General features: G+C 74.5%; 15 protein-coding genes. 5 read left to right on the forward strand and 10 right to left on the reverse strand.

Annotation, left to right across the window (positions count from 1 at the left end; all coding sequences use genetic code 11):
• From ACFVFQ_RS19565 to ACFVFQ_RS19600, 8 genes are all read right to left on the reverse strand, one after another.
• A partial coding sequence (locus ACFVFQ_RS19565; protein ID WP_383417410.1) for a DUF4157 domain-containing protein occupies positions 1-1,002 on the reverse strand: 1,002 nt, incomplete at its 3' end.
• Positions 999-1,406, reverse strand: a complete 408-nt coding sequence (locus ACFVFQ_RS19570) for a hypothetical protein (protein WP_383417412.1) — start codon at positions 1,404-1,406, stop codon at positions 999-1,001. The genes ACFVFQ_RS19570 and ACFVFQ_RS19565, both read right to left, overlap by 4 nt.
• A gap of 14 nt (positions 1,407-1,420) precedes the next feature.
• Positions 1,421-3,418: an AAA family ATPase gene (locus tag ACFVFQ_RS19575; RefSeq protein ID WP_383417963.1), complete on the reverse strand. Its 1,998-nt coding sequence runs from the start codon at positions 3,416-3,418 to the stop codon at positions 1,421-1,423.
• A 33-nt stretch (positions 3,419-3,451) separates the two neighbouring features.
• Positions 3,452-4,324 (reverse strand): DUF4255 domain-containing protein, encoded by an 873-nt coding sequence (locus ACFVFQ_RS19580; RefSeq protein WP_383417415.1) that lies wholly within the window; start codon positions 4,322-4,324, stop codon positions 3,452-3,454.
• Positions 4,321-5,163 carry a hypothetical protein gene (locus tag ACFVFQ_RS19585; RefSeq protein ID WP_383417418.1) on the reverse strand — a complete coding sequence of 281 codons (843 nt, stop codon included), beginning with the start codon at positions 5,161-5,163 and terminating at the stop codon, positions 4,321-4,323. The genes ACFVFQ_RS19580 and ACFVFQ_RS19585 overlap by 4 nt, the downstream gene beginning before the upstream one ends.
• Positions 5,156-5,914, reverse strand: coding sequence for a hypothetical protein (locus ACFVFQ_RS19590; RefSeq protein WP_383417421.1), 759 nt, complete (start codon positions 5,912-5,914; stop codon positions 5,156-5,158). The genes ACFVFQ_RS19585 and ACFVFQ_RS19590 overlap by 8 nt, the downstream gene beginning before the upstream one ends.
• Positions 5,915-5,943: 29 nt before the next feature.
• The gene (locus ACFVFQ_RS19595) at positions 5,944-6,468 is read right to left on the reverse strand and encodes a phage tail protein (protein ID WP_383417429.1); all 525 of its coding nucleotides are present in this window, start codon (positions 6,466-6,468) and stop codon (positions 5,944-5,946) included.
• A 136-nt stretch (positions 6,469-6,604) separates the two neighbouring features.
• Complete coding sequence (locus ACFVFQ_RS19600; protein WP_383417436.1) at positions 6,605-8,452, reverse strand: phage tail sheath family protein; 1,848 nt, start codon at positions 8,450-8,452, stop codon at positions 6,605-6,607.
• A gap of 827 nt (positions 8,453-9,279) precedes the next feature.
• Between ACFVFQ_RS19600 and sucC the strand changes: the two genes are divergently transcribed.
• Together sucC and sucD are read left to right on the forward strand one after the other, a co-directional pair.
• Positions 9,280-10,458 (forward strand): ADP-forming succinate--CoA ligase subunit beta, encoded by a 1,179-nt coding sequence (gene sucC, locus ACFVFQ_RS19605; RefSeq protein WP_383417442.1) that lies wholly within the window; start codon positions 9,280-9,282, stop codon positions 10,456-10,458.
• A gap of 21 nt (positions 10,459-10,479) precedes the next feature.
• Positions 10,480-11,364 (forward strand): succinate--CoA ligase subunit alpha, encoded by an 885-nt coding sequence (sucD, locus tag ACFVFQ_RS19610; RefSeq protein ID WP_383417445.1) that lies wholly within the window; start codon positions 10,480-10,482, stop codon positions 11,362-11,364.
• Between the two features lie 156 nt (positions 11,365-11,520).
• Here sucD and ACFVFQ_RS19615 read toward each other — a convergent pair whose 3' ends face one another.
• Entirely contained in the window at positions 11,521-12,504 is a 984-nt protein-coding gene (locus ACFVFQ_RS19615; RefSeq protein ID WP_383417448.1) for a hypothetical protein, read from the reverse strand.
• Between the two features lie 97 nt (positions 12,505-12,601).
• On the opposite strand from ACFVFQ_RS19615, the gene ACFVFQ_RS19620 reads away from it, so the two are divergent.
• A complete protein-coding gene (locus tag ACFVFQ_RS19620) occupies positions 12,602-13,966 on the forward strand; it encodes a DUF6350 family protein (RefSeq protein WP_383417451.1) in 1,365 nt (454 codons plus the stop codon).
• Between the two features lie 72 nt (positions 13,967-14,038).
• On the opposite strand, the gene ACFVFQ_RS19625 is transcribed toward ACFVFQ_RS19620, so the two are convergent.
• Positions 14,039-14,974 (reverse strand): hypothetical protein, encoded by a 936-nt coding sequence (locus tag ACFVFQ_RS19625; RefSeq protein WP_383417966.1) that lies wholly within the window; start codon positions 14,972-14,974, stop codon positions 14,039-14,041.
• 272 nt (positions 14,975-15,246) lie between these two features.
• Between ACFVFQ_RS19625 and purN the strand changes: the two genes are divergently transcribed.
• Positions 15,247-15,891, forward strand: a complete 645-nt coding sequence (gene purN, locus ACFVFQ_RS19630; protein ID WP_383417454.1) for a phosphoribosylglycinamide formyltransferase — start codon at positions 15,247-15,249, stop codon at positions 15,889-15,891.
• Complete coding sequence (gene purH / locus ACFVFQ_RS19635; RefSeq protein ID WP_383417457.1) at positions 15,888-17,459, forward strand: bifunctional phosphoribosylaminoimidazolecarboxamide formyltransferase/IMP cyclohydrolase; 1,572 nt, start codon at positions 15,888-15,890, stop codon at positions 17,457-17,459. Before purN ends, purH begins: the two co-directional genes overlap by 4 nt.
• Positions 17,460-17,513: the final 54 nt, after the last annotated feature.

The raw sequence follows: 17,513 nt of genomic DNA on the forward strand, positions 1-17,513 counted from the left end.
GGACCGACTCGCTTCACCCGAACGAGACATGGTCCAGCACCGTCCGAAAACCCCCAGCTCATCCGCATAGAGACACGGCAGAAGTGCCAGAGAAAGCTCCTGCCGTTCCGCCGCCTCCCGCTGCCGGCGCTCGCGGGCGGACCGCAGCTCCTCGGCGGGGTCCGTCTCGACCGCCGGCGCATCGAGCGAACTGGGCTCCAGATCCTCGTCGTGCTCGATCTCCTCGACGAGGTCGAGCAGCCGCTCGCGCTCCGTGCTGAGCATCCGGCGCTCCAGCCGCCCCAGCACGGCCTCCTGCAACTCCTCGGGGAGCTCGGCCAGTTGCAACCGAGCCCGCTTGGAACGGTCCTCCGGATCGCCCCGCAGCGACCGGAGCACGTCGCTGGCCAGCCGGTCCACCAGCGTTGCCGGGTCGAGGAGTTCCCGGCGGCGGCGGTCGGCGTCGGCGGTGGCGTAGCGGAGCCAGCCCGGTGTGGCGCGGCCCGGTTCGACCTCGGGCGCCGCCGCGTCCTCGCGTACGGTGCCGAGCATGGCGGCCCGGACGGACTCCTGGGCCGCGGACTCCGCCTCGCGTTCGACCGTCTCCTGGGGGAGGCTGACCGCGCCCAGGTCGCGGCCGGCCCGTAGGGCGCCCAGGCCGTCCGGGTTCTGGACGGTGTGCAACAGCTCGTGGGCGAGCAGGCGTTGGCCGTCGGTGGTGCCCGGGCGGTAGCTGCCCTCGCGGAAGAAGATGTCCTGGCCGACGGCGAAGGCGTCGGCGCCCATCAGCTCGGCGAGCCGCCCGGCGTCCCGCCCGGTGTGCAGGCGGACCCGGCCGAAGTCGTGCCCGAGCTGCTCCTCCAACTCCCGCCGGACGCCCGGGTCGAGGGGGTGGCCGGCGCCGCTGACGATGTTCTTCGGCTCGGGCGTCGCGGACTTGGCGGACCGCTCCCTGCGCCGGCGGCGCCGCTCCTCCTGCGCCGACCGGGCGTCCTGCGACGCCGACCGGGACGGGCCGCTCATCGCGCCGCCCCCCGCCCCGCCAGGCCCGCGTGGACCGCCCGGGCCAGGGCCTCGCCCAGCCGTACCGGGTGGGTGGTGGCCGGCAGTGGCGGCAGGCCGCCGAGGGCGTCGAGCGCCAGGCCGTCGCCGTCCGCCGCCAGCGGGACGCCGCGCTCCCGCACCAGCCGGGTCAACTCGGCCCGGAACGCGGCTGCTACCCGCCGCGGATCGACACTCCGGGCGTCGAAGCCGTCGAGGACCAGTTCCCCGATGTCGATGCGGAAGGTGCCGGTGGGTGAGGCGGGTTCCGACGGCGCCTGCGGCCGCGCCTGCGGCGGTGGCTGCGACCGCGGGGCGGCGGACCCCCGCGCTCCGTCACGGCCGTCCCGCGTGCCGTCGCCGAACTCGTGGCTCACGTGCTTCACGGGGCTCACGTGGTTCACACCCATCCGTGCACCTCCGACGGAGTCAGAGAGCGTTCCAGCTTCAGATACTCGGTGCGGGCCGCGGCCAGCATGTGGCGCATCTGGAGGCGGTCGCCCTCCTCCGCGGCGAGGAAGGCGCCGGAGAGCGCGATGTTGCGGATCGAGCCGCCGGCGACGGTGAGTTGGGCCAGCAGGGCCGGGTCGATGCCCTTGGTCGGCGCCCGGGCGGGCAGCACCCGGCGCCAGATCTCGGCCCGTTCGCGCTCGGTGGGGAAGGGGAAGTCGACGACAAAGCGGATGCGGCGCAGGAAGGCCGAGTCCAGGGCCTTCTTCATGTTGGTGGTCAGCACGGCCAGGCCGCGGTACGCCTCCATGCGCATCAGCAGATAGCTGACCTCCAGGTTGGCGTAGCGGTCGTGGCTGTCCTTGACCTCGCTGCGCTTGCCGAACAGCGCGTCCGCCTCGTCGAAGAGGAGCAGCGCCCCACCGCGCTCGGCGGCGTCGAAGACCCGGCTGAGGTTCTTCTCGGTCTCGCCGATGTACTTGCTGACGACCTGCGAGAGGTCGATCAGGAAGAGGTCCAGGCCCAGTTCCTTGGCCATCACCTCGGCGGCCAGCGTCTTGCCGGTGCCGGAGCCGCCCGCGAAGAGCGCGGTCACGCCGAGGCCGCTGCGCAGCGCCCCCGCGAAGCCCCAGTCGTGGTAGACGGTGGCGCGCTGCCGCACATGCGCGACGACCTCCTGGAGGATGCGCAACTGGCGGTCGGCGAGGACCAGATCGTCCCAGCCGGCCCGCGGCTCGATGCGCCGGCCCAGCGCGTCCAGGCCCATCCGGGCCTCGGTGAGCCCGGCCCGCCAGGCGAGTTCGGCGGCGCCGGGCCCGTCGGAGGTCGGCAGGTCGCGCCGGACGGAGGCGGCGGCGGAGCGGACGATGTGCGGGGGGAGCTGGAACTGGGCGACCAGGGCGGCGAGTTGCCGCTCGTCGATCCCCGGAATATCGGCGAACGCCTCGCCCCACAGCCCCAGTTGCTCCTCGTCGGAGAGCCTGGGGACGGTGACGCGCTGGCCGCGCGGGTGGCCGGTCCCCCGCGGCTCCTGGCCGGAGACGACCAGCGGGACGGCGGCGCCGGCGATGAACGCGTCCGCGGCGGCGAGCTGTTCGCGGTCCAGCTCGCCGACCTCGATCAGGAGCGCGGCCGGCAGCAGGATCGCCTCCCGTTGCCAGAGCCGGGCCAGGCGGTCCCGTTCGGCGGGGTCGGTCGGGACGTCCTCGGCGGCCATCGCGTACAGGCCGAGGCCGCTGCGACGGGCCGCGGTCGCCGCGATGTCGGCCCGGGTGCGCAGGTCGCCGCCGACCAGCTCGACGCGTAACGGGGCGTCGGGGCCGGCGCCCGCCCACCCGGCCGCCACCCGGTCGGCGGCCCGCTCGTACGCGGGCGGCAGGCTCTCCGGCGGTGCGGTGCGCCGCAGTTGGCCGTGCAGCCGGGCGTCCAGGTACGGCGCGCCGGCGAGGAAGTGCAGGACGCGTTCGTCCAGGCGCAGCCGGCTGGTGGTCAGCCGGGTCTCGTCCGCCAACTCGATCAGCCGCCAGCGGCGCAACGGGGCGACCGGGGTCAGGGCGCTCCAGTGGGGCGCGTCGAGCGCCGCCAGGGCGAGCGAGAACGTGGGGTGCGGGCGGGCCGGATCGCCGCAGGCGGCGGCGCAGCGGGCGCCGGTGGTCGGGTCCAACTCGGCGGCCGCGGCGAGCAGGACGACCTCCCGCTCGAAGGGGGTGAGCCCGAAGCAGTCGGCGAGGGCGTCGAGAGTGCGGGGGGAGGGGGCGTCGTGGTGGCCCCCGCCCCCGCCCTCGCCCTCGTGCTCTGGCTCGTTGGCGTCGGGGGCGGCCGGTCCGTCGCCCAGGGTGCGGGCGGCATGCGCGTCCAGCCGCGCCAACACGGCCCGGATGGCGGCCGTCAGCGCCGCGCCCTCCGCCTCCGGGCCCGACGCCTCAGGGCCCAGCTCGCCGCCCGGCACGTCCTTCTTTGCCCTCGTCCCCCGCACCGCGCCTCAGCCCTCCCCGCCGTTGTCGCCGCGCGCCGGGCCGTCGGTGTCGCGCGGACCGTCCGCGTCCGCCGCCCGACCTCCGGCCGCCTTACGGGCCCGTGGCCGCGCACGTCCGCCCGAACCCCCGGTCGCGGAGGCGGACTTGCGGGGCGCCGTCCGCTTCGCCGCCTTCTTCCCGCCCGGCGTCGCCGCGTCCGGCGCCGAGGCAGCACCCGGCGTCGCGTCCTCCGCCGGCGCCGCCACCGGCTCGTCCAACGGGACCTCCGGCGGCACCTCCGGCACCACCGTCACCTCCGGCTTCCGCACCGGTCGGGCCGGCGCCGGCTTCTGGTGGCCGTCCAGCAGCACCAGCGACGCCTGGTAGGCCACCGACAGCGCGTAGGGCGTGTTGTTGAGCATCCCCCAGAGCTTGGAGGTCTCGTCCACGTCCATCTGGGTCGGCGTGAAGCGGACCTTCTGCAACGACTCGGCGAGGTCGCTGCCCGCCAGATACGGACGTTCGGCCGCCTCCTCGATCAACTCCCGTGGCAGCACCGGGATTTCGTGCAGCGTCCGCACCACGCTGCCGATCAGCCGCTGGCCGACCAGCTCCTGCTCCTCCCCGTACGCGCTGATCAGGTAGTGCAGGTCGATCGCGGCGGCGGGGCGCTTGAGCAGGGTGCCGTCGGAGGCGCGGGTGACCAGGTCGGAGTTGCGCAACGACGGGTTGTGGGTGACCTGGTAGAGGAAGACGGTGAGGGTCGGGTCGGTCGGGGGATCGGTCGGCGGCTTGCGGGTCTCCACCGAGACGGCCATGTCGATCTCGGGGTGCAGGTTGTGCTCGATCAGCAGCGCAAGGGCCTGGGTGACCGTCGCGAGGGCGAGTGCGTTGCTCATGTGGACCGTCCCCCTGAAGTCCGTTGCTGGGAAGCCAGATAGTCCCCGAGGCTCAGCGCGGGCGCGCGCCGCTCGGGGCGCGCCGGGCGGCCGCCCGCCGCGGGACGTCCGGTGCCGGCGGCGCCGGACGTGCTGACCTCAAGGCGGCCGATCTGCACATGCACCACCCGCTCGGCGGGACCGCGCGCCGCGCGCCGCCCGACCGGGGCCTGGCCGCGGGACGGCACGGGATGGCGGGGCGCCGGCACGGCGTCGGTGCGCGGGCGGAGCGCGCCGGCGGGCGCACCGGAGTCGGTCGGGACGCGCGCCGGGTCCCCGCCCCGGCCCGCTGCGGTGTCCACCGGGCCGGCCGCGCCCGCCCGTCCCCGTGGACGCCCACCCTCGCCGGCGGCCCGGGCCCCGGGCGCGGCCGCCGCCGCGGGACGCAGCAAAGGCGCGGGACCGGAGCGCTCGGCCGCGGGCCCGCGGTCGGCCTCCGACGCCGCCTCGGTGCGCAGCACCGTCTCCCGCTCGGCCCGGGTACGGATCTCCGTCCGCCGCTCGGCGCGCGGGAGTTGACCGGCGTACGGGGCCGGGGCCGGCCAACCGGTCGCCCGGGGAATCGAGGGCCCGTCGTCGGCCGGCTCGCCGTCGGTCGGGCCGGGCAGCGCCGTCACCCGCTCGAACGGGCCGGGCAGCCGCGGCCGGACGAGCGTCGGCCGGCCCGGCCCGGCGGCCACCGGCGGGCCGAACGGATCGTCCGGCGCCGGTGCCGCGGGGGCGTACCGGGCCAGCAGCCGGCCGAGGTAGTCGCCGGACGCGGCAGGTCCACGATCGGGTACCTCGGGCATCTCAGGCATCCGCGCACAGCTCCAGGTAGTAGCGGCGCCGCAGCGGGCTGAGCGCCAGGATCTCGGGCTCGCTCCAGCCGTAGGCCGAGGCGAGCAGGTGGACGTCGAGGAGCAGGTCCCGGGCCCAGGCGTCCAGTTCGGTCCACAGGTAGGCGGCGATGTCCAGTTCCGCCGGGGTGGTCGCGCCGCACTCCGGGCAGGCGATCCGATACGTCAACTCCGCGCCGGCGTCGGCCGCTTCGGCGGCCTCGGCGAAGCGCTTGAGCACCGGCTCGGGCAGTTGGGTGAGCTCCTCCGCGGTGGCCTCCCGACCGGCCCGGTGGGCGGCGAGGGCGCAGCGGGCCGCGAGCAGCCGCCGGGCGTGCGCGTCGTCCGACGGCCGGGCGGCGGCCACCGCCGCGAGGTCGCCGGGCGCGGGCAGCCGGAACCGCACCACCCAGGCGCCCTCCGCCACCCGCAGCCCGCCCTCGGGCGGTCGCGGGCGGGCGGCCGCCAACTCCCCGGCGTCCAGCTCGAACTCCATCGCCGCACCGCAGTCCGTCGCCGCGCAGTCGAGCATGACCTCCAGCCGGTCGCCGAACAGCGCCCGGCGCAGCGCGAAGAGGTCGGCCGCCCGCTCCCCGAGCGGTGCCGACAGCAGGGCGTCGGGGGGCTCGCCGGGGCGAGCCACCCGGTGCAGCAACAGGGCCCGGCCGTCCGCCCGTTCGGCCAGCCCGGCCTCCCAGGTGGCCAGCAGTTCCGCCGGCCCGGTGACCGCCATCGACTACCTCGCCACCACCTCGTCGCCACTCAGGCCGGGTGGGTGAACGAGGGCTCCTGCGGTTCGGGGACCTCCCAGTCGCGTTCCCAGCCCTCGCATTCGAGCTTCAGGCTCTGGATGGCCACCGCGTTGGCGTTGGCGTCCATCTCGCCCAGGACCTGGTACTCGCTCGGCCAGGACCGGTAGATCTTGTGCGAGACGGCGACCTGGCCGGCCTCGTTGAGGACCTGGATGACGAGGTCCTTGCGGAAGTCGGCGAGCGACACCTCCGAGCCGAGGCCGGCGCCGACCTGCCAGACCTTGTTGGCCCAGCGGTCGAACTCCGGGTCGTGGGTGACCCCGCGCTCCAGGGTGATGCCCTCGAACTCCGAGCGCCCCGGGGACTTCCGCGGCGAGCTGGGGTCGCCGCCGTTGCGGTGCTTGACGACCTCGGTGGTGCGCTTGAGCGGACTGATCTTGCTGACCCCCGCGACCGTACGACCGTCCCACAGGACCAGGAACTTGAAGTTCTTGTACGGGTCGAAGCGATGGGCGTTGATCTTGAACTCAGCCATCGGATTCCTTCACGTCGGATTCCTGCACGTCGTTCCTGCGCGCCGTTCTTGCGCGTCGTTCCTGCGCATCGACGCCGCGGCGCGGACCGGCTGCCGACACCGTCCGCCCGCCGCGCCCGGCGCCCGCGTCCTGGAGCTAGAGGTCGAACTGCCCGGCCAGCTGCTGGATCTTGACGATCACGAACTCGGCCGGTTTGACGGGCGCGATGCCGACCACGACGTTCACGATCCCGTTCTCGACGTCCGCCTCGGTCGTGGTGTCCTTGTCGCACTTGACGAAGTACGCCTGCCGCGGGGTGCCGCCCTTGAAGGCGCCCTTCTCGAAGAGGGAGTGCAGGAACGCCGAGGCGTTGAGCCGGATCTGCTGCCAGAGTTGCTCGTTGTTGGGCTCGAAGACCACCCACTGCAGACCGCGCAGCAGGCTCTCCTCCACGTGCAGCGCCAGCCGCCGCACTGGGACGTACTTCCACTCGCTGTCCAGGGCGTCCGAGCCGGCGAGCGTGCGGGCGCCCCAGACCAGCGGGCCGGCCATCGGGAAGGTCCGCAGGCAGTTGATGCCGAGCGGGTTGAGCAGCCCGTTCTCGCGGTCGGTGAGCTTGACGGTCAGCCCGTGCACGCCGGCCAGCCGCGCCCCGGTGCCCGCCGGGGCCTTCCACACCCCGCGCTCGCCGTCGGTGCGGGCGATCACGCCGGCCAGGGCGCCGGACGGCGGGAAGGAGCGCAGCCGGCCGGTGAGCGGGTCGGTCAGCTGGAGGTGCGGGAAGTACAGGGCCGAGTGGTCGTCGCGGACCGCGTCGAAGGCGCCGATCCCGGCCCGGGCGGCGTCCACCCCGGCCCAGGCCGCCGGCGCGTCCACCAGCAGGAACATCCGCCGCTCCCGGCACAGCCGTTGGGCCGCCGAGAGCACCGTGGTCATGTCGTCGACGGACTCGTACGACGCCAGCTCCGGCAGCGCCAGCAGATTGACGTCCGGGAGGTCGCGCAGCGCCTGGAGGCCGCTCTTGCGGGCCTCGCTGCCGATGAGGTCGCGCGGCCCGGGCGGGTCGCCGTCCGCGCCGCCGCACAGCGCGAAGACCGGCGGGTTGACCGACGCCTCCAGCCCGAGGTCGTTGGCGCACTCGCCGACGAAGCGGACCACGTCACCGGGGTCGATGGAGCCGGCCACGACCTGGATGCGGCGCCCGAAGGGGATGACCCGGGTGCCGGCGAAGGCGTGCCGGCCGGGGGCGTCCGGCAGCGACCGCAGCTTGTGCTCCAGCAGCAGCGCCAACTCGGTGACGTCGCACGGCGGTTCGCCGTCGCAGTCCGGGTCGAAGAGCGTGAACTCCCGCTCCACCTCGCCGATCTTCACCGTCAAGTCGACGGCCAGATCGGGGAGTTCGTGGTGGAACGGCTTGGAGACGGTGCCGGACGGGTCCGGGCGGCCCTCGCCCACCGCCGCCACCCGGATCAGCGTCGAGCCGGAGTTGACCGCGGTCTCCACGAAGCGGCCGTCGCCGGGGTCCATCGACAGGCCGGAGAAGGACTCCCGGGCCGCGCCGTGCGCGTCGAGGACCTGGAGGTTGAAGGTGTCGTCCGGGCACGGGGTGTCGTAGTCGATGGCCACCCGCAGGCCGTCGCCCCAGATGCCGGGCTCCTTGGCGTGGACCTCCAGGACCGGGCACTGGCTGCGGCCCTCGGTGGACTCCAGGGTGACGCGGGCCTCCTCACCGGTGCCGGCCTTGGCGACCCGGACGATCACCGCGACGGCGCCGCCGTTGCCGAAGAACTGGTGGACGGCGTAGCCGACCGGGCTGCGCGAGGTCAGCCCCCCGAAGCGGCGCTCGAAATCGGCGAAGCTGGTGATCCGGACCGGCTGGTTGAGCGGACCGCGCCGGGTGTGGCCGACGAACGCGGTCACCGACGTCGTCACGGTGGTGATGCTGCGGATGCTGCTGGGAAGCTCTTCGACATAGACGCCGGGATAGGTCGTGTGTGTCGGCATTCCCCCTCCAATCCCTTCAGGCACCGAGTGTGAGGACACCAAGAAATCGAGATAAGCCAGGGCGGGGGCGGGAGCGGGGCTGTGGGGCGGCGCGAAGAAGGGGGAGGGTCGGCGGGCGCGGCAGGGCCCGCGACGCGCACCGCGCCGATCGTGGCCGGGCATCCCCCGCTACCCATCAAGTTCCCCCGTCTACATCCGGTGCGGGGCGGCCCGCGATCCGCGGCCCCACCCGCACGGGATCAAGCCCGAAGCACGCGACTTTGGCCTGTGACTCCTGATGCGTAAGTTCTCAACGCAGTTTCTTTCAGGGCGAGTTGAGGGGTCAAGAAGCTTTCCGGACACCCCCTGCAAAGGTCCCGTGCGCCTGCCTCGCACGTTCTTCCCGAACGGTTTTCCGCGCCCCCGCAACCGGAACCCGACGACGCGGATAGCGGCGGCCGCGGGCGGGCCCGTCGACGCCTCCGGGGCGGCACACGCGAACGGCGCACGGTCGCGGAGTGCACGGTGGGCGACGGCGCGGTGACCCGCGCGCCCGGACGGCCCTGCGAAACGACTGCGGCGGCCCGCGGCGTTCCTGCGGAAAAGGGGGCCGCGGAGCGACTTGGCCGAAAGATCTGTGACCGTAATCACCGCCGGAGTGTGATCTGCGATTTAGGGACCCATGTCCTGCGGCGATACGCTGCGAGACGGACATGCCGCGTATCCGGACACCGTGCATACGCCTCCCCAGTGACAGCGCCGTCACGTTGCCCTTCGCGGCACGCCCATCGCAGACGAACGAACCGCGATCACTACGGCGATTCTGAGAAGACAAGGGACGGACGCGCGTGGACCTGTTCGAGTACCAGGCGAGGGACCTCTTCGCCAAGCACGGTGTACCGGTGCTGGCCGGTGAAGTCATCGACACGCCTGAGGCGGCCCGCGCGGCGACCGAGCGCCTTGGCGGCAAGTCGGTCGTCAAGGCGCAGGTGAAGGTCGGCGGCCGCGGCAAGGCCGGCGGCGTGAAGCTGGCCGCCACGCCGGACGAGGCCGTCGCCCGCGCGACGGACATCCTCGGCATGGACATCAAGGGCCACACGGTCCACAAGGTGATGATCGCCGAGACGGCTCCGGAGATCGCCGAGGAGTACTACGTCTCCTACCTCCTGGACCGCACCAACCGCACCTTCCTGGCCATGGCCTCCGTCGAGGGCGGCATGGACATCGAAGAGGTCGCGGCCACCAAGCCCGAGGCCCTGGCGAAGGTCCCGGTCGACGCCAACGAGGGCGTGACCAAGGAGAAGGCCCAGGAGATCGTCGCCCAGGCGAAGTTCCCGGCCGAGGTCGCCGACCAGGTCGCCGACGTCCTGGTCACCCTGTGGCAGACCTTCGTCAAGGAGGACGCCCTCCTCGTCGAGGTCAACCCGCTGGCCAAGGTCGCCTCCGGCGACGTCCTGGCCCTCGACGGCAAGGTGTCTCTGGACGCCAACGCCGAGTTCCGCCAGCCGGAGCACGAGGCCCTGGAGGACAAGGCGGCGGCCAACCCGCTGGAGGCCGCGGCCAAGGCCAAGGGCCTGAACTACGTCAAGCTGGACGGCCAGGTCGGCATCATCGGCAACGGCGCGGGTCTCGTCATGAGCACCCTGGACGTCGTCGCCTACGCCGGTGAGAACCACGGCGGCGTCAAGCCCGCCAACTTCCTCGACATCGGCGGCGGCGCCTCCGCCGAGGTCATGGCGAACGGCCTGGAGATCATCCTCGGCGACCCGGACGTGAAGTCCGTGTTCGTCAACGTCTTCGGCGGCATCACCGCCTGCGACGAGGTCGCCAACGGCATCGTCCAGGCCCTGGAGCTGCTGAAGTCCAAGGGCGAGAACGTCTCCAAGCCGCTGGTCGTCCGCCTCGACGGCAACAACGCGGAGCTGGGTCGCAAGATCCTCTCGGACGCCAACCACCCGCTGGTGCAGCGCGTGGACACCATGGACGGCGCGGCCGACAAGGCCGCCGAGCTGGCCGCCGCCAAGTAAGGGACGAGGACTCCAACAACCATGGCTATCTTCCTCAACAAGGACAGCAAGGTCATCGTCCAGGGGATGACCGGCGCCACCGGTATGAAGCACACCAAGCTGATGCTCGGTGACGGCACCAACATCGTCGGCGGCGTGAACCCGCGCAAGGCCGGCACCAGTGTCGACTTCGACGGCACCGAGGTGCCGGTCTTCGGCTCCGTCAAGGAGGCGATGGAGAAGACGGGCGCCAACGTCTCCGTCCTCTTCGTGCCGCCGGCCTTCGCCAAGGCCGCCGTCGTCGAGGCCATCGACGCCGAGATCCCGCTGGCCGTCGTCATCACCGAGGGCATCGCGGTGCACGACTCCGCCGCCTTCTGGGCGTACGCCAAGGCCAAGGGCAACAAGACCCGGATCATCGGCCCGAACTGCCCCGGCCTGATCACCCCCGGCCAGTCCAACGCCGGCATCATCCCGGGCGACATCACCAAGCCCGGCCGCATCGGTCTGGTGTCGAAGTCCGGCACGCTGACCTACCAGATGATGTACGAGCTCCGTGACATCGGCTTCTCGTCGGCCGTCGGCATCGGTGGCGACCCGGTCATCGGCACCACCCACATCGACGCCCTGGAGGCGTTCGAGGCCGACCCCGACACCGACCTGATCGTGATGATCGGTGAGATCGGTGGCGACGCCGAGGAGCGGGCCGCCGACTTCATCAAGGCGAACGTCACCAAGCCGGTCGTCGGCTACGTGGCGGGCTTCACCGCGCCCGAGGGCAAGACGATGGGCCACGCCGGCGCCATCGTGTCCGGTTCGTCCGGCACCGCCCAGGCGAAGAAGGAGGCCCTGGAGGCCGCGGGCGTGAAGGTCGGCAAGACCCCGTCCGAGACCGCGCTGCTGGCCCGCCAGATCCTGGGCGGCTGAGCGCAGCCGCCGACACCGGGCCCGCTCCCGCGCTTCTCGCCGAGCCTGCGCGCGGACCCGCCCAACGGCGGCACCGCATGACGGCCGTGGGCCCGCACCCCGAAGAGGGGTGCGGGCCCACGGCCGTTCGCGCGCGACGGCGAACGGGCGCCAAGCTCACCGGAGATCGGGGACGAGCCGGGCGCGCTGGTGGTGGTGCTGCCTGTGGTGCTGCTTGTGCGTCCGCTTACGGGCCCGCTGAGAGGCTTGCTGACGGGGCCGCTCACGGGCCTGCTCGCGGGCCTGTTGGAACGCCGCCGCCGGCGCGGCCGGGTGCCCGGCTTCCGCGGATGGCGCGGAGGACGCCGCCGCCACCGCCGGCCGGGGCGGCCGGTGGCCGTCCGGTGCGCTGAGCGACACCGCCAGCGCCGTCGCCGCCAGCAGCCCGGCGGCCCCGAACCCTGCCCGGGTGGTCAGCCGGGCGCACCGCTCCGCGCCGGCCCGGACCTCCCGCGCGGCCGGCGGCGCCACCGGACGGGCCGCCGCCAACGCGGCCAACCGGGCGTGCAGCACCGCCCCCTGACGATCCGGCGGCAGCCCCCGCAGCCCCAACTCCGGCACCTCCTCGGCCAGGCACTCCCGGGCGTGCGTCAGCCGCCCGGTCGCCGCCGCCGTGCTGGCCTCCACCTCCACCGCGGTCGCGTGCAGCCCCAGCCCGACCCCGTCGTGCAGCAGCAGCGCGCGGCGGTACGGGGCGGGCAGCGCCAACACGGCCGCCAGCAGCGCCCGGTCCGCCGGCGCGGCCGGCGGCGGCGCGGGCGTCCCGGGCCCCGGCCGCTCGGTGGGCCGCCACCGGGCGAACGGCCCCCGCCACGGCGCCAACGCCCAGTCGTACGCGGCCGCCCGCACCCACCCCGGCGGATCGGGGTCCGCCGCCACCTCCGGCCACCGCTGCCAGGCCACCCGGAACGCCCGCGCGACGGCCCGCCGGGCCAACCGGGCCCGCCCGGTGAGCAGCACCACCTGCCGGACCAACGACCCGGCATGCGCCGCGTACAACGCATCGAAGGCGTCCGATGGGCGGTCAAATTCCTTCGTTTCAGGCTCATTTGATGGCTCGTCGAGGGTCGGGTCGGGGCGTCGTCGGCGCTGCTCGCTCATACCGGAAGTCTTCAAACGCCGGGCGGGGAGTGCGCGCGACACGGCGGACGGATGCCCGTTACGTGGTGGAAACGGGCGTTATTGGCAGCATGACCGTGTGAGCCAATTGACCGAACGCGGCACCACGTTGTCCTCACACGGCCGGGACGCCGCGCAGCGCTCCGCCGCGATCGGCACCGCCGTCGTCAGCGGGGTGACCGCCGCCGGCCTCGGCCTCGGCGCGCTCGCGGTCGCCGTCCTGCTGCTCTGGGTCGTCTCCCCGTACCCGGACACCGGCCCCTCCCGGGCGCTGCACCTGGCCGCCGGGCTCTGGTTCATGGCGCACGGCGGGGGCCTGGTCCGCGAGGCGACGTCGACCGGCACCCCGGCGCCCGTCGGCCTGACCCCGCTGCTGCTCGCCGCGCTCCCGGTCTGGCTGCTGCACCGCGCCGCCCGCGACACCCTGGCCGCGGCCGCCGACCCCCGCCCCGCGGCGCCGGGCCCGACGGTCGCCCCGCGCACCCTGCTCGGCGCCCTCCTGGCCGGCTATCTGCTCGTCGCCGCCGGTGCGTTGCTCTACACCTCCACCGGCCGACTGCCCGCCGCGCCGCTGTCCGTGCTGCTCGCCGTACCGGGCACCGCCCTCGCCACCCTCGCCGCCACCGCCTGGCACGCCCTGGGACCGGACGCCGTCGCCCTGTTGCCGGCCCGCCTCCCGCGCGCCCTCGGCGCCCTGCCGGCCGGGCTGCGCGCCGCGTTCCCCGGCCCCCGGTTCGCCGCCGCGGGCCGGGCGGCGGCCGCCGCCACCCTCGCCCTGCTCGCCGCCGGCGCGCTGCTCACCCTGAGCGGACTGGCCCTGCACGCCGGCCGGGTCGGCGCCGAGCTGGCCCGGCTCGCCCCGGACTGGGCCGGCCGCTGCACGGTGCTGCTGCTCTGCCTCGTCCTGCTCCCCAACGCGGCCGTGTGGGGCGCCGCTTACGGCCTGGGGCCCGGCTTCACGGTCGGCGCCGGCAGCACGGTGGGCCCGCTGGGCAGTTCCCCGCGCCCGCCGCTGCCGCACCTCCCGCTCCTCGACGGCTTGCCGGAACCGGGGCCGGGGTCCTGGCCGGCGGGCGTGCTGGCGCTGCTGGTGCCGGCGGCCGCGGTGCTGCTGCTGGCCCGGTACGCGGTCGGGGACGGCCACCGGTCGTGGCGGTGGACCGCCGGGACCGCGGCGGTGGCGGCGGGGCTGTGCGGGGTGGCGACGGCGGTGCTCGCCGGGTTGGCCGGCGGCGCGCTGGGGCGGGATGCGCTCGGCGCGTTCGGCCCGCTCTGGTGGCTCACCGGCCTGGCGGCGGCGGGGTGGACGGCGCTGGCCGGGGTGCCGGCGGCGCTGGGACTGCGGGTCTGGCGGCGGCGGGCCGCGGCGCGGCCGGCGCGCGGGCGGGCCCCCGGCCGCCGGGGACTGCTTGGCCTCCCGTTCCGCCGCGGCCGGGCCGGCTGACGGCGCGCACCGCGGAGCGCCGACGCGCGGAGGACGGCGGGCCGGCCCCAACGGGCCCGGCCCGCCGCCCCGTTACGGCTGCTGCTGGCTGAGCAGCGGGCGCAGCCCCGGCGGCAGCAGCTTCTCGCAGGACTTGCTCGCCGCCTGGGTCAACGCGTCGTTCACGCAGGTGAAGTAGGAGCGGTAGACGATCTGCACGGTGAACGTCGCGGCCACCATCATCAGCGCCAGCGAGGCGGTCACCAGGCCGCCGATCGCGGCGGTGGTCTGCGGCTTGACGCCCGGACCGGGGGCGCCGCCCGGCCGGCCCGGCGCGGCCGCGGTGCCGCCACCGGCCGCACTTCCCTCCGGGGCCGCGTCGGTCGCCTTCTTCGCGGCGGGCTTGCCGCGCAGCGCGCTGACGCCCCAGTAGAGGGCGAGCGCGCCCAGCAGCAGGGCGACCTCCGGCAAGCTGAACAGCACGAAGAAGAACGCCCACATGCCGGCCAACAGGGCGTAGCGGGCCCGCCGTTGCGAGGGGTCGGTGGGGTCCCAGCGCAGCCCGCCGGGGCCGCCGCCCGGTCCGCCGGGCCCGCCCTGACCGCCCTGGCCGCCGCCCCGGCCCGGCCGGGTGCCGAACTCGCCGCCCTGCCGGCCCGGTTGGCGGCTGCTCCACTGGCTGCCCCAGGCGGGCGGCTGGTCCTGTGGACGCCGCTCCTCGCCGTCGTCGCCCGTGCCGTTGTCGTCGTCGCCGTCCCGGGCCTGTTCGACGGCGGGCTGGCGCGGGCGCCACTCCTGGTCCGGGGCGCCGGCCGGCGGCGGCGCGAAGGGGTTGTCGTCCCGGCCGGCGTCCGACCGTTGGGCGGCGAGGGCCGGGCCCGAGGTGCCGGACCCCGGCGCATCCGGGGCGGACGACGACATGCGCACGCGCGGCAGGAGGACCACTCCGGGGGCGGTGGTGGGCTGGGGGTACCACCCAGCGGCGGCTGGGGGAGTCAGGAGAGCCGCGCGGCGGCGTCGGTCCGGCATCTGGAGTGAGTCTTCCCCTTGTCGTGGGCGTCCGTACGGCGGGTCGGCCGGGCGGGCGGTCACCATGAACTGCATGCGTTCTCCCGCCCGACGCTACCTGGCGTGCTCGCCCCCGTCCCGTGGGGGCCGCGCGGTGTGCCGGTATCGTTGCTGACGGTCGGCGCGTTCGTAGGGTTCCCCGTATCCGTGAAACCCCTCGCTTTGTGCGACCACACAAACCCGCACGCAAGCAGCCCCCCAGTCCCGCAAGCCCCGGCGAGAAAGACCGCATCGTGGCCCCCTCCTCCGCTCCCGCCCGCTCCGCCCCCGCCCGGATCGTGGTCCTCGTCTCCGGCTCCGGCACCAACCTCCAGGCGCTGCTCGACGCCATCGCCGAGCAGGGCGCCGACGCGTACGGCGCCCAGGTCGTGGCGGTGGGTGCCGACCGCGCCGGGACCGTCGGCCTGGAGCGCGCCGAGCGGGCCGGGCTGCCGACGTTCGTCTGCCGGGTCAAGGACTACGCGGACCGCGCGGCCTGGGACGCGGCGCTCACCGAGGCGACCGCCGCGCACGCCCCCGACCTGGTGGTCTCGGCCGGCTTCATGAAGATCCTCGGCAAGGAGTTCCTGGCCCGCTTCGGCGGCCGGACGATCAACACCCACCCGGCGCTGCTGCCCAGCTTTCCCGGTGCCCACGGCGTCCGCGACGCGCTCGCGTACGGCGCGAAGGTCACCGGCTGCACCGTCCACTTCGTCGACGACGGGGTCGACACCGGCCCGATCATCGCCCAGGGCGTGGTCGAGGTCCGGGAGGAGGACGACGAACCCGCGCTGCATGAGCGCATCAAGGAAGTCGAGCGATCGCTGCTCGTCGAGGTCGTGGGGCGCCTGGCCCGGCACGGCTACCGCATAGAGGGACGAAAGGTACGTATCTCGTGACCGCCACCGAAGGTACGCGGCGCCCCATCCGGCGCGCGCTGGTCAGCGTCTACGACAAGTCCGGCCTGGAGGAGCTGGCCCAGGGGCTGCACGCGGCCGGCGTCCAGCTCGTCTCGACCGGCTCGACGGCCGCGAAGATCGCCGCCGCCGGGGTGCCGGTCACCAAGGTCGAGGAGCTCACCGGCTTCCCGGAGTGCCTCGACGGCCGGGTCAAGACCCTGCACCCCAAGGTGCACGCCGGCATCCTCGCCGACCTGCGCCTTGAGGACCACCAGCGGCAGTTGGCCGACCTCGGCGTCGAGCCCTTCGACCTGGTGGTCGTCAACCTCTACCCGTTCCGGGAGACCGTCGCCTCCGGCGCCACCCCCGACGAGTGCGTCGAGCAGATCGACATCGGCGGCCCCTCGATGGTCCGCGCCGCCGCCAAGAACCACCCCTCGGTCGCCGTGGTCACCAGCCCCGAGCGGTACGCCGACGTGCTCGCCGCGGCCGGCGGCGGCGGCTTCGACCTGGCGACCCGCAAGCGGTTGGCCGCCGAGGCGTTCCAGCACACCGCCGCCTACGACGTCGCCGTCGCCACCTGGATGACCAACGTCCACGCCCCGGCCGAGGACGGCGCCGCGCTGCCCGAGTTCCTCGCCGAGACCTGGGAGCGCCGCGCCACCCTGCGCTACGGCGAGAACCCGCACCAGGCCGCGGCCCTCTACGTCGACGGCCAGCCGGGCGGCATCGCCAACGCCGAGCAACTGCACGGCAAGGAGATGTCGTTCAACAACTACGTGGACACCGAGGCCGCCCGCCGCGCCGCCTACGACCACGACGAGCCCTGCGTGGCGATCATCAAGCACGCCAACCCCTGCGGCATCGCCGTCGGCGCGGACGTCGCCGAGGCGCACCGCAAGGCGCACGCCTGCGACCCGCTGTCCGCGTTCGGCGGCGTGATCGCGGTCAACCGCCCGGTCACCGTCGAACTCGCCGAGCAGGTCGCGGAGATCTTCACCGAGGTCATCGCCGCCCCGGCCTACGAGGACGGCGCGGTCGAGGTGCTGGCCCGCAAGAAGAACATCCGGGTCCTGAAGGTCGAGGGCACCCCGCACCAGCCCGGCGACCTCAAGCTCCTGTCGGGCGGCGCGGTGCTCCAGCACACCGACGTCTTCCAAGCCGAGGGCGACGACCCGGCCAGCTGGACGCTGGCCACCGGAGAGGCGCTGTCCGCGCAGGAGTTGGCCGAGCTCGCCTTCGCCTGGAAGGCGTGCCGCGCGGTGAAGTCCAACGCGATCCTGCTCGCCAAGGACGGCGCCTCGGTGGGCGTCGGCATGGGCCAGGTCAACCGCGTCGACTCCTGCAAGCTGGCCGTGGAGCGCGCCGGCGAGGAGCGGGCCCGCGGCTCCTACGCGGCGTCGGACGCCTTCTTCCCGTTCCCCGACGGCCCTCAGATCCTGATCGAGGCCGGCGTCAAGGCGATCGTCCAGCCCGGCGGTTCGATCCGCGACGAACTCGTCGTCGAGGCCGCCAAGAAGGCCGGCGTGACGATGTACCTCACCGGCACCCGGCACTTCTTCCACTAGGGCCGCCGGACATGCCAGAGGGCCGCACCCCCGACGGGGTGCGGCCCTCGGCCG

Source organism: Streptomyces sp. NPDC057743, from assembly GCF_042798755.1.
GTDB lineage: Bacteria > Actinomycetota > Actinomycetes > Streptomycetales > Streptomycetaceae > Streptomyces.

What these genes read in the sequence shown, in the direction of transcription:
- ACFVFQ_RS19580 (WP_383417415.1), bottom strand. Translation starts at nt 4,324, where the DNA reads ATGAGCAACGCACTCGCCCTCGCGACGGTCACCCAGGCCCTTGCGCTG.
- ACFVFQ_RS19600 (WP_383417436.1), bottom strand. Translation starts at nt 8,452, where the DNA reads ATGCCGACACACACGACCTATCCCGGCGTCTATGTCGAAGAGCTTCCC.
- sucD (WP_383417445.1), top strand. Translation starts at nt 10,480, where the DNA reads ATGGCTATCTTCCTCAACAAGGACAGCAAGGTCATCGTCCAGGGGATG.
- ACFVFQ_RS19625 (WP_383417966.1), bottom strand. Translation starts at nt 14,974, where the DNA reads ATGCCGGACCGACGCCGCCGCGCGGCTCTCCTGACTCCCCCAGCCGCC.
- ACFVFQ_RS19590 (WP_383417421.1), bottom strand. Translation starts at nt 5,914, where the DNA reads ATGGCGGTCACCGGGCCGGCGGAACTGCTGGCCACCTGGGAGGCCGGG.
- ACFVFQ_RS19595 (WP_383417429.1), bottom strand. Translation starts at nt 6,468, where the DNA reads ATGGCTGAGTTCAAGATCAACGCCCATCGCTTCGACCCGTACAAGAAC.
- ACFVFQ_RS19615 (WP_383417448.1), bottom strand. Translation starts at nt 12,504, where the DNA reads ATGAGCGAGCAGCGCCGACGACGCCCCGACCCGACCCTCGACGAGCCA.
- ACFVFQ_RS19585 (WP_383417418.1), bottom strand. Translation starts at nt 5,163, where the DNA reads ATGCCTGAGATGCCCGAGGTACCCGATCGTGGACCTGCCGCGTCCGGC.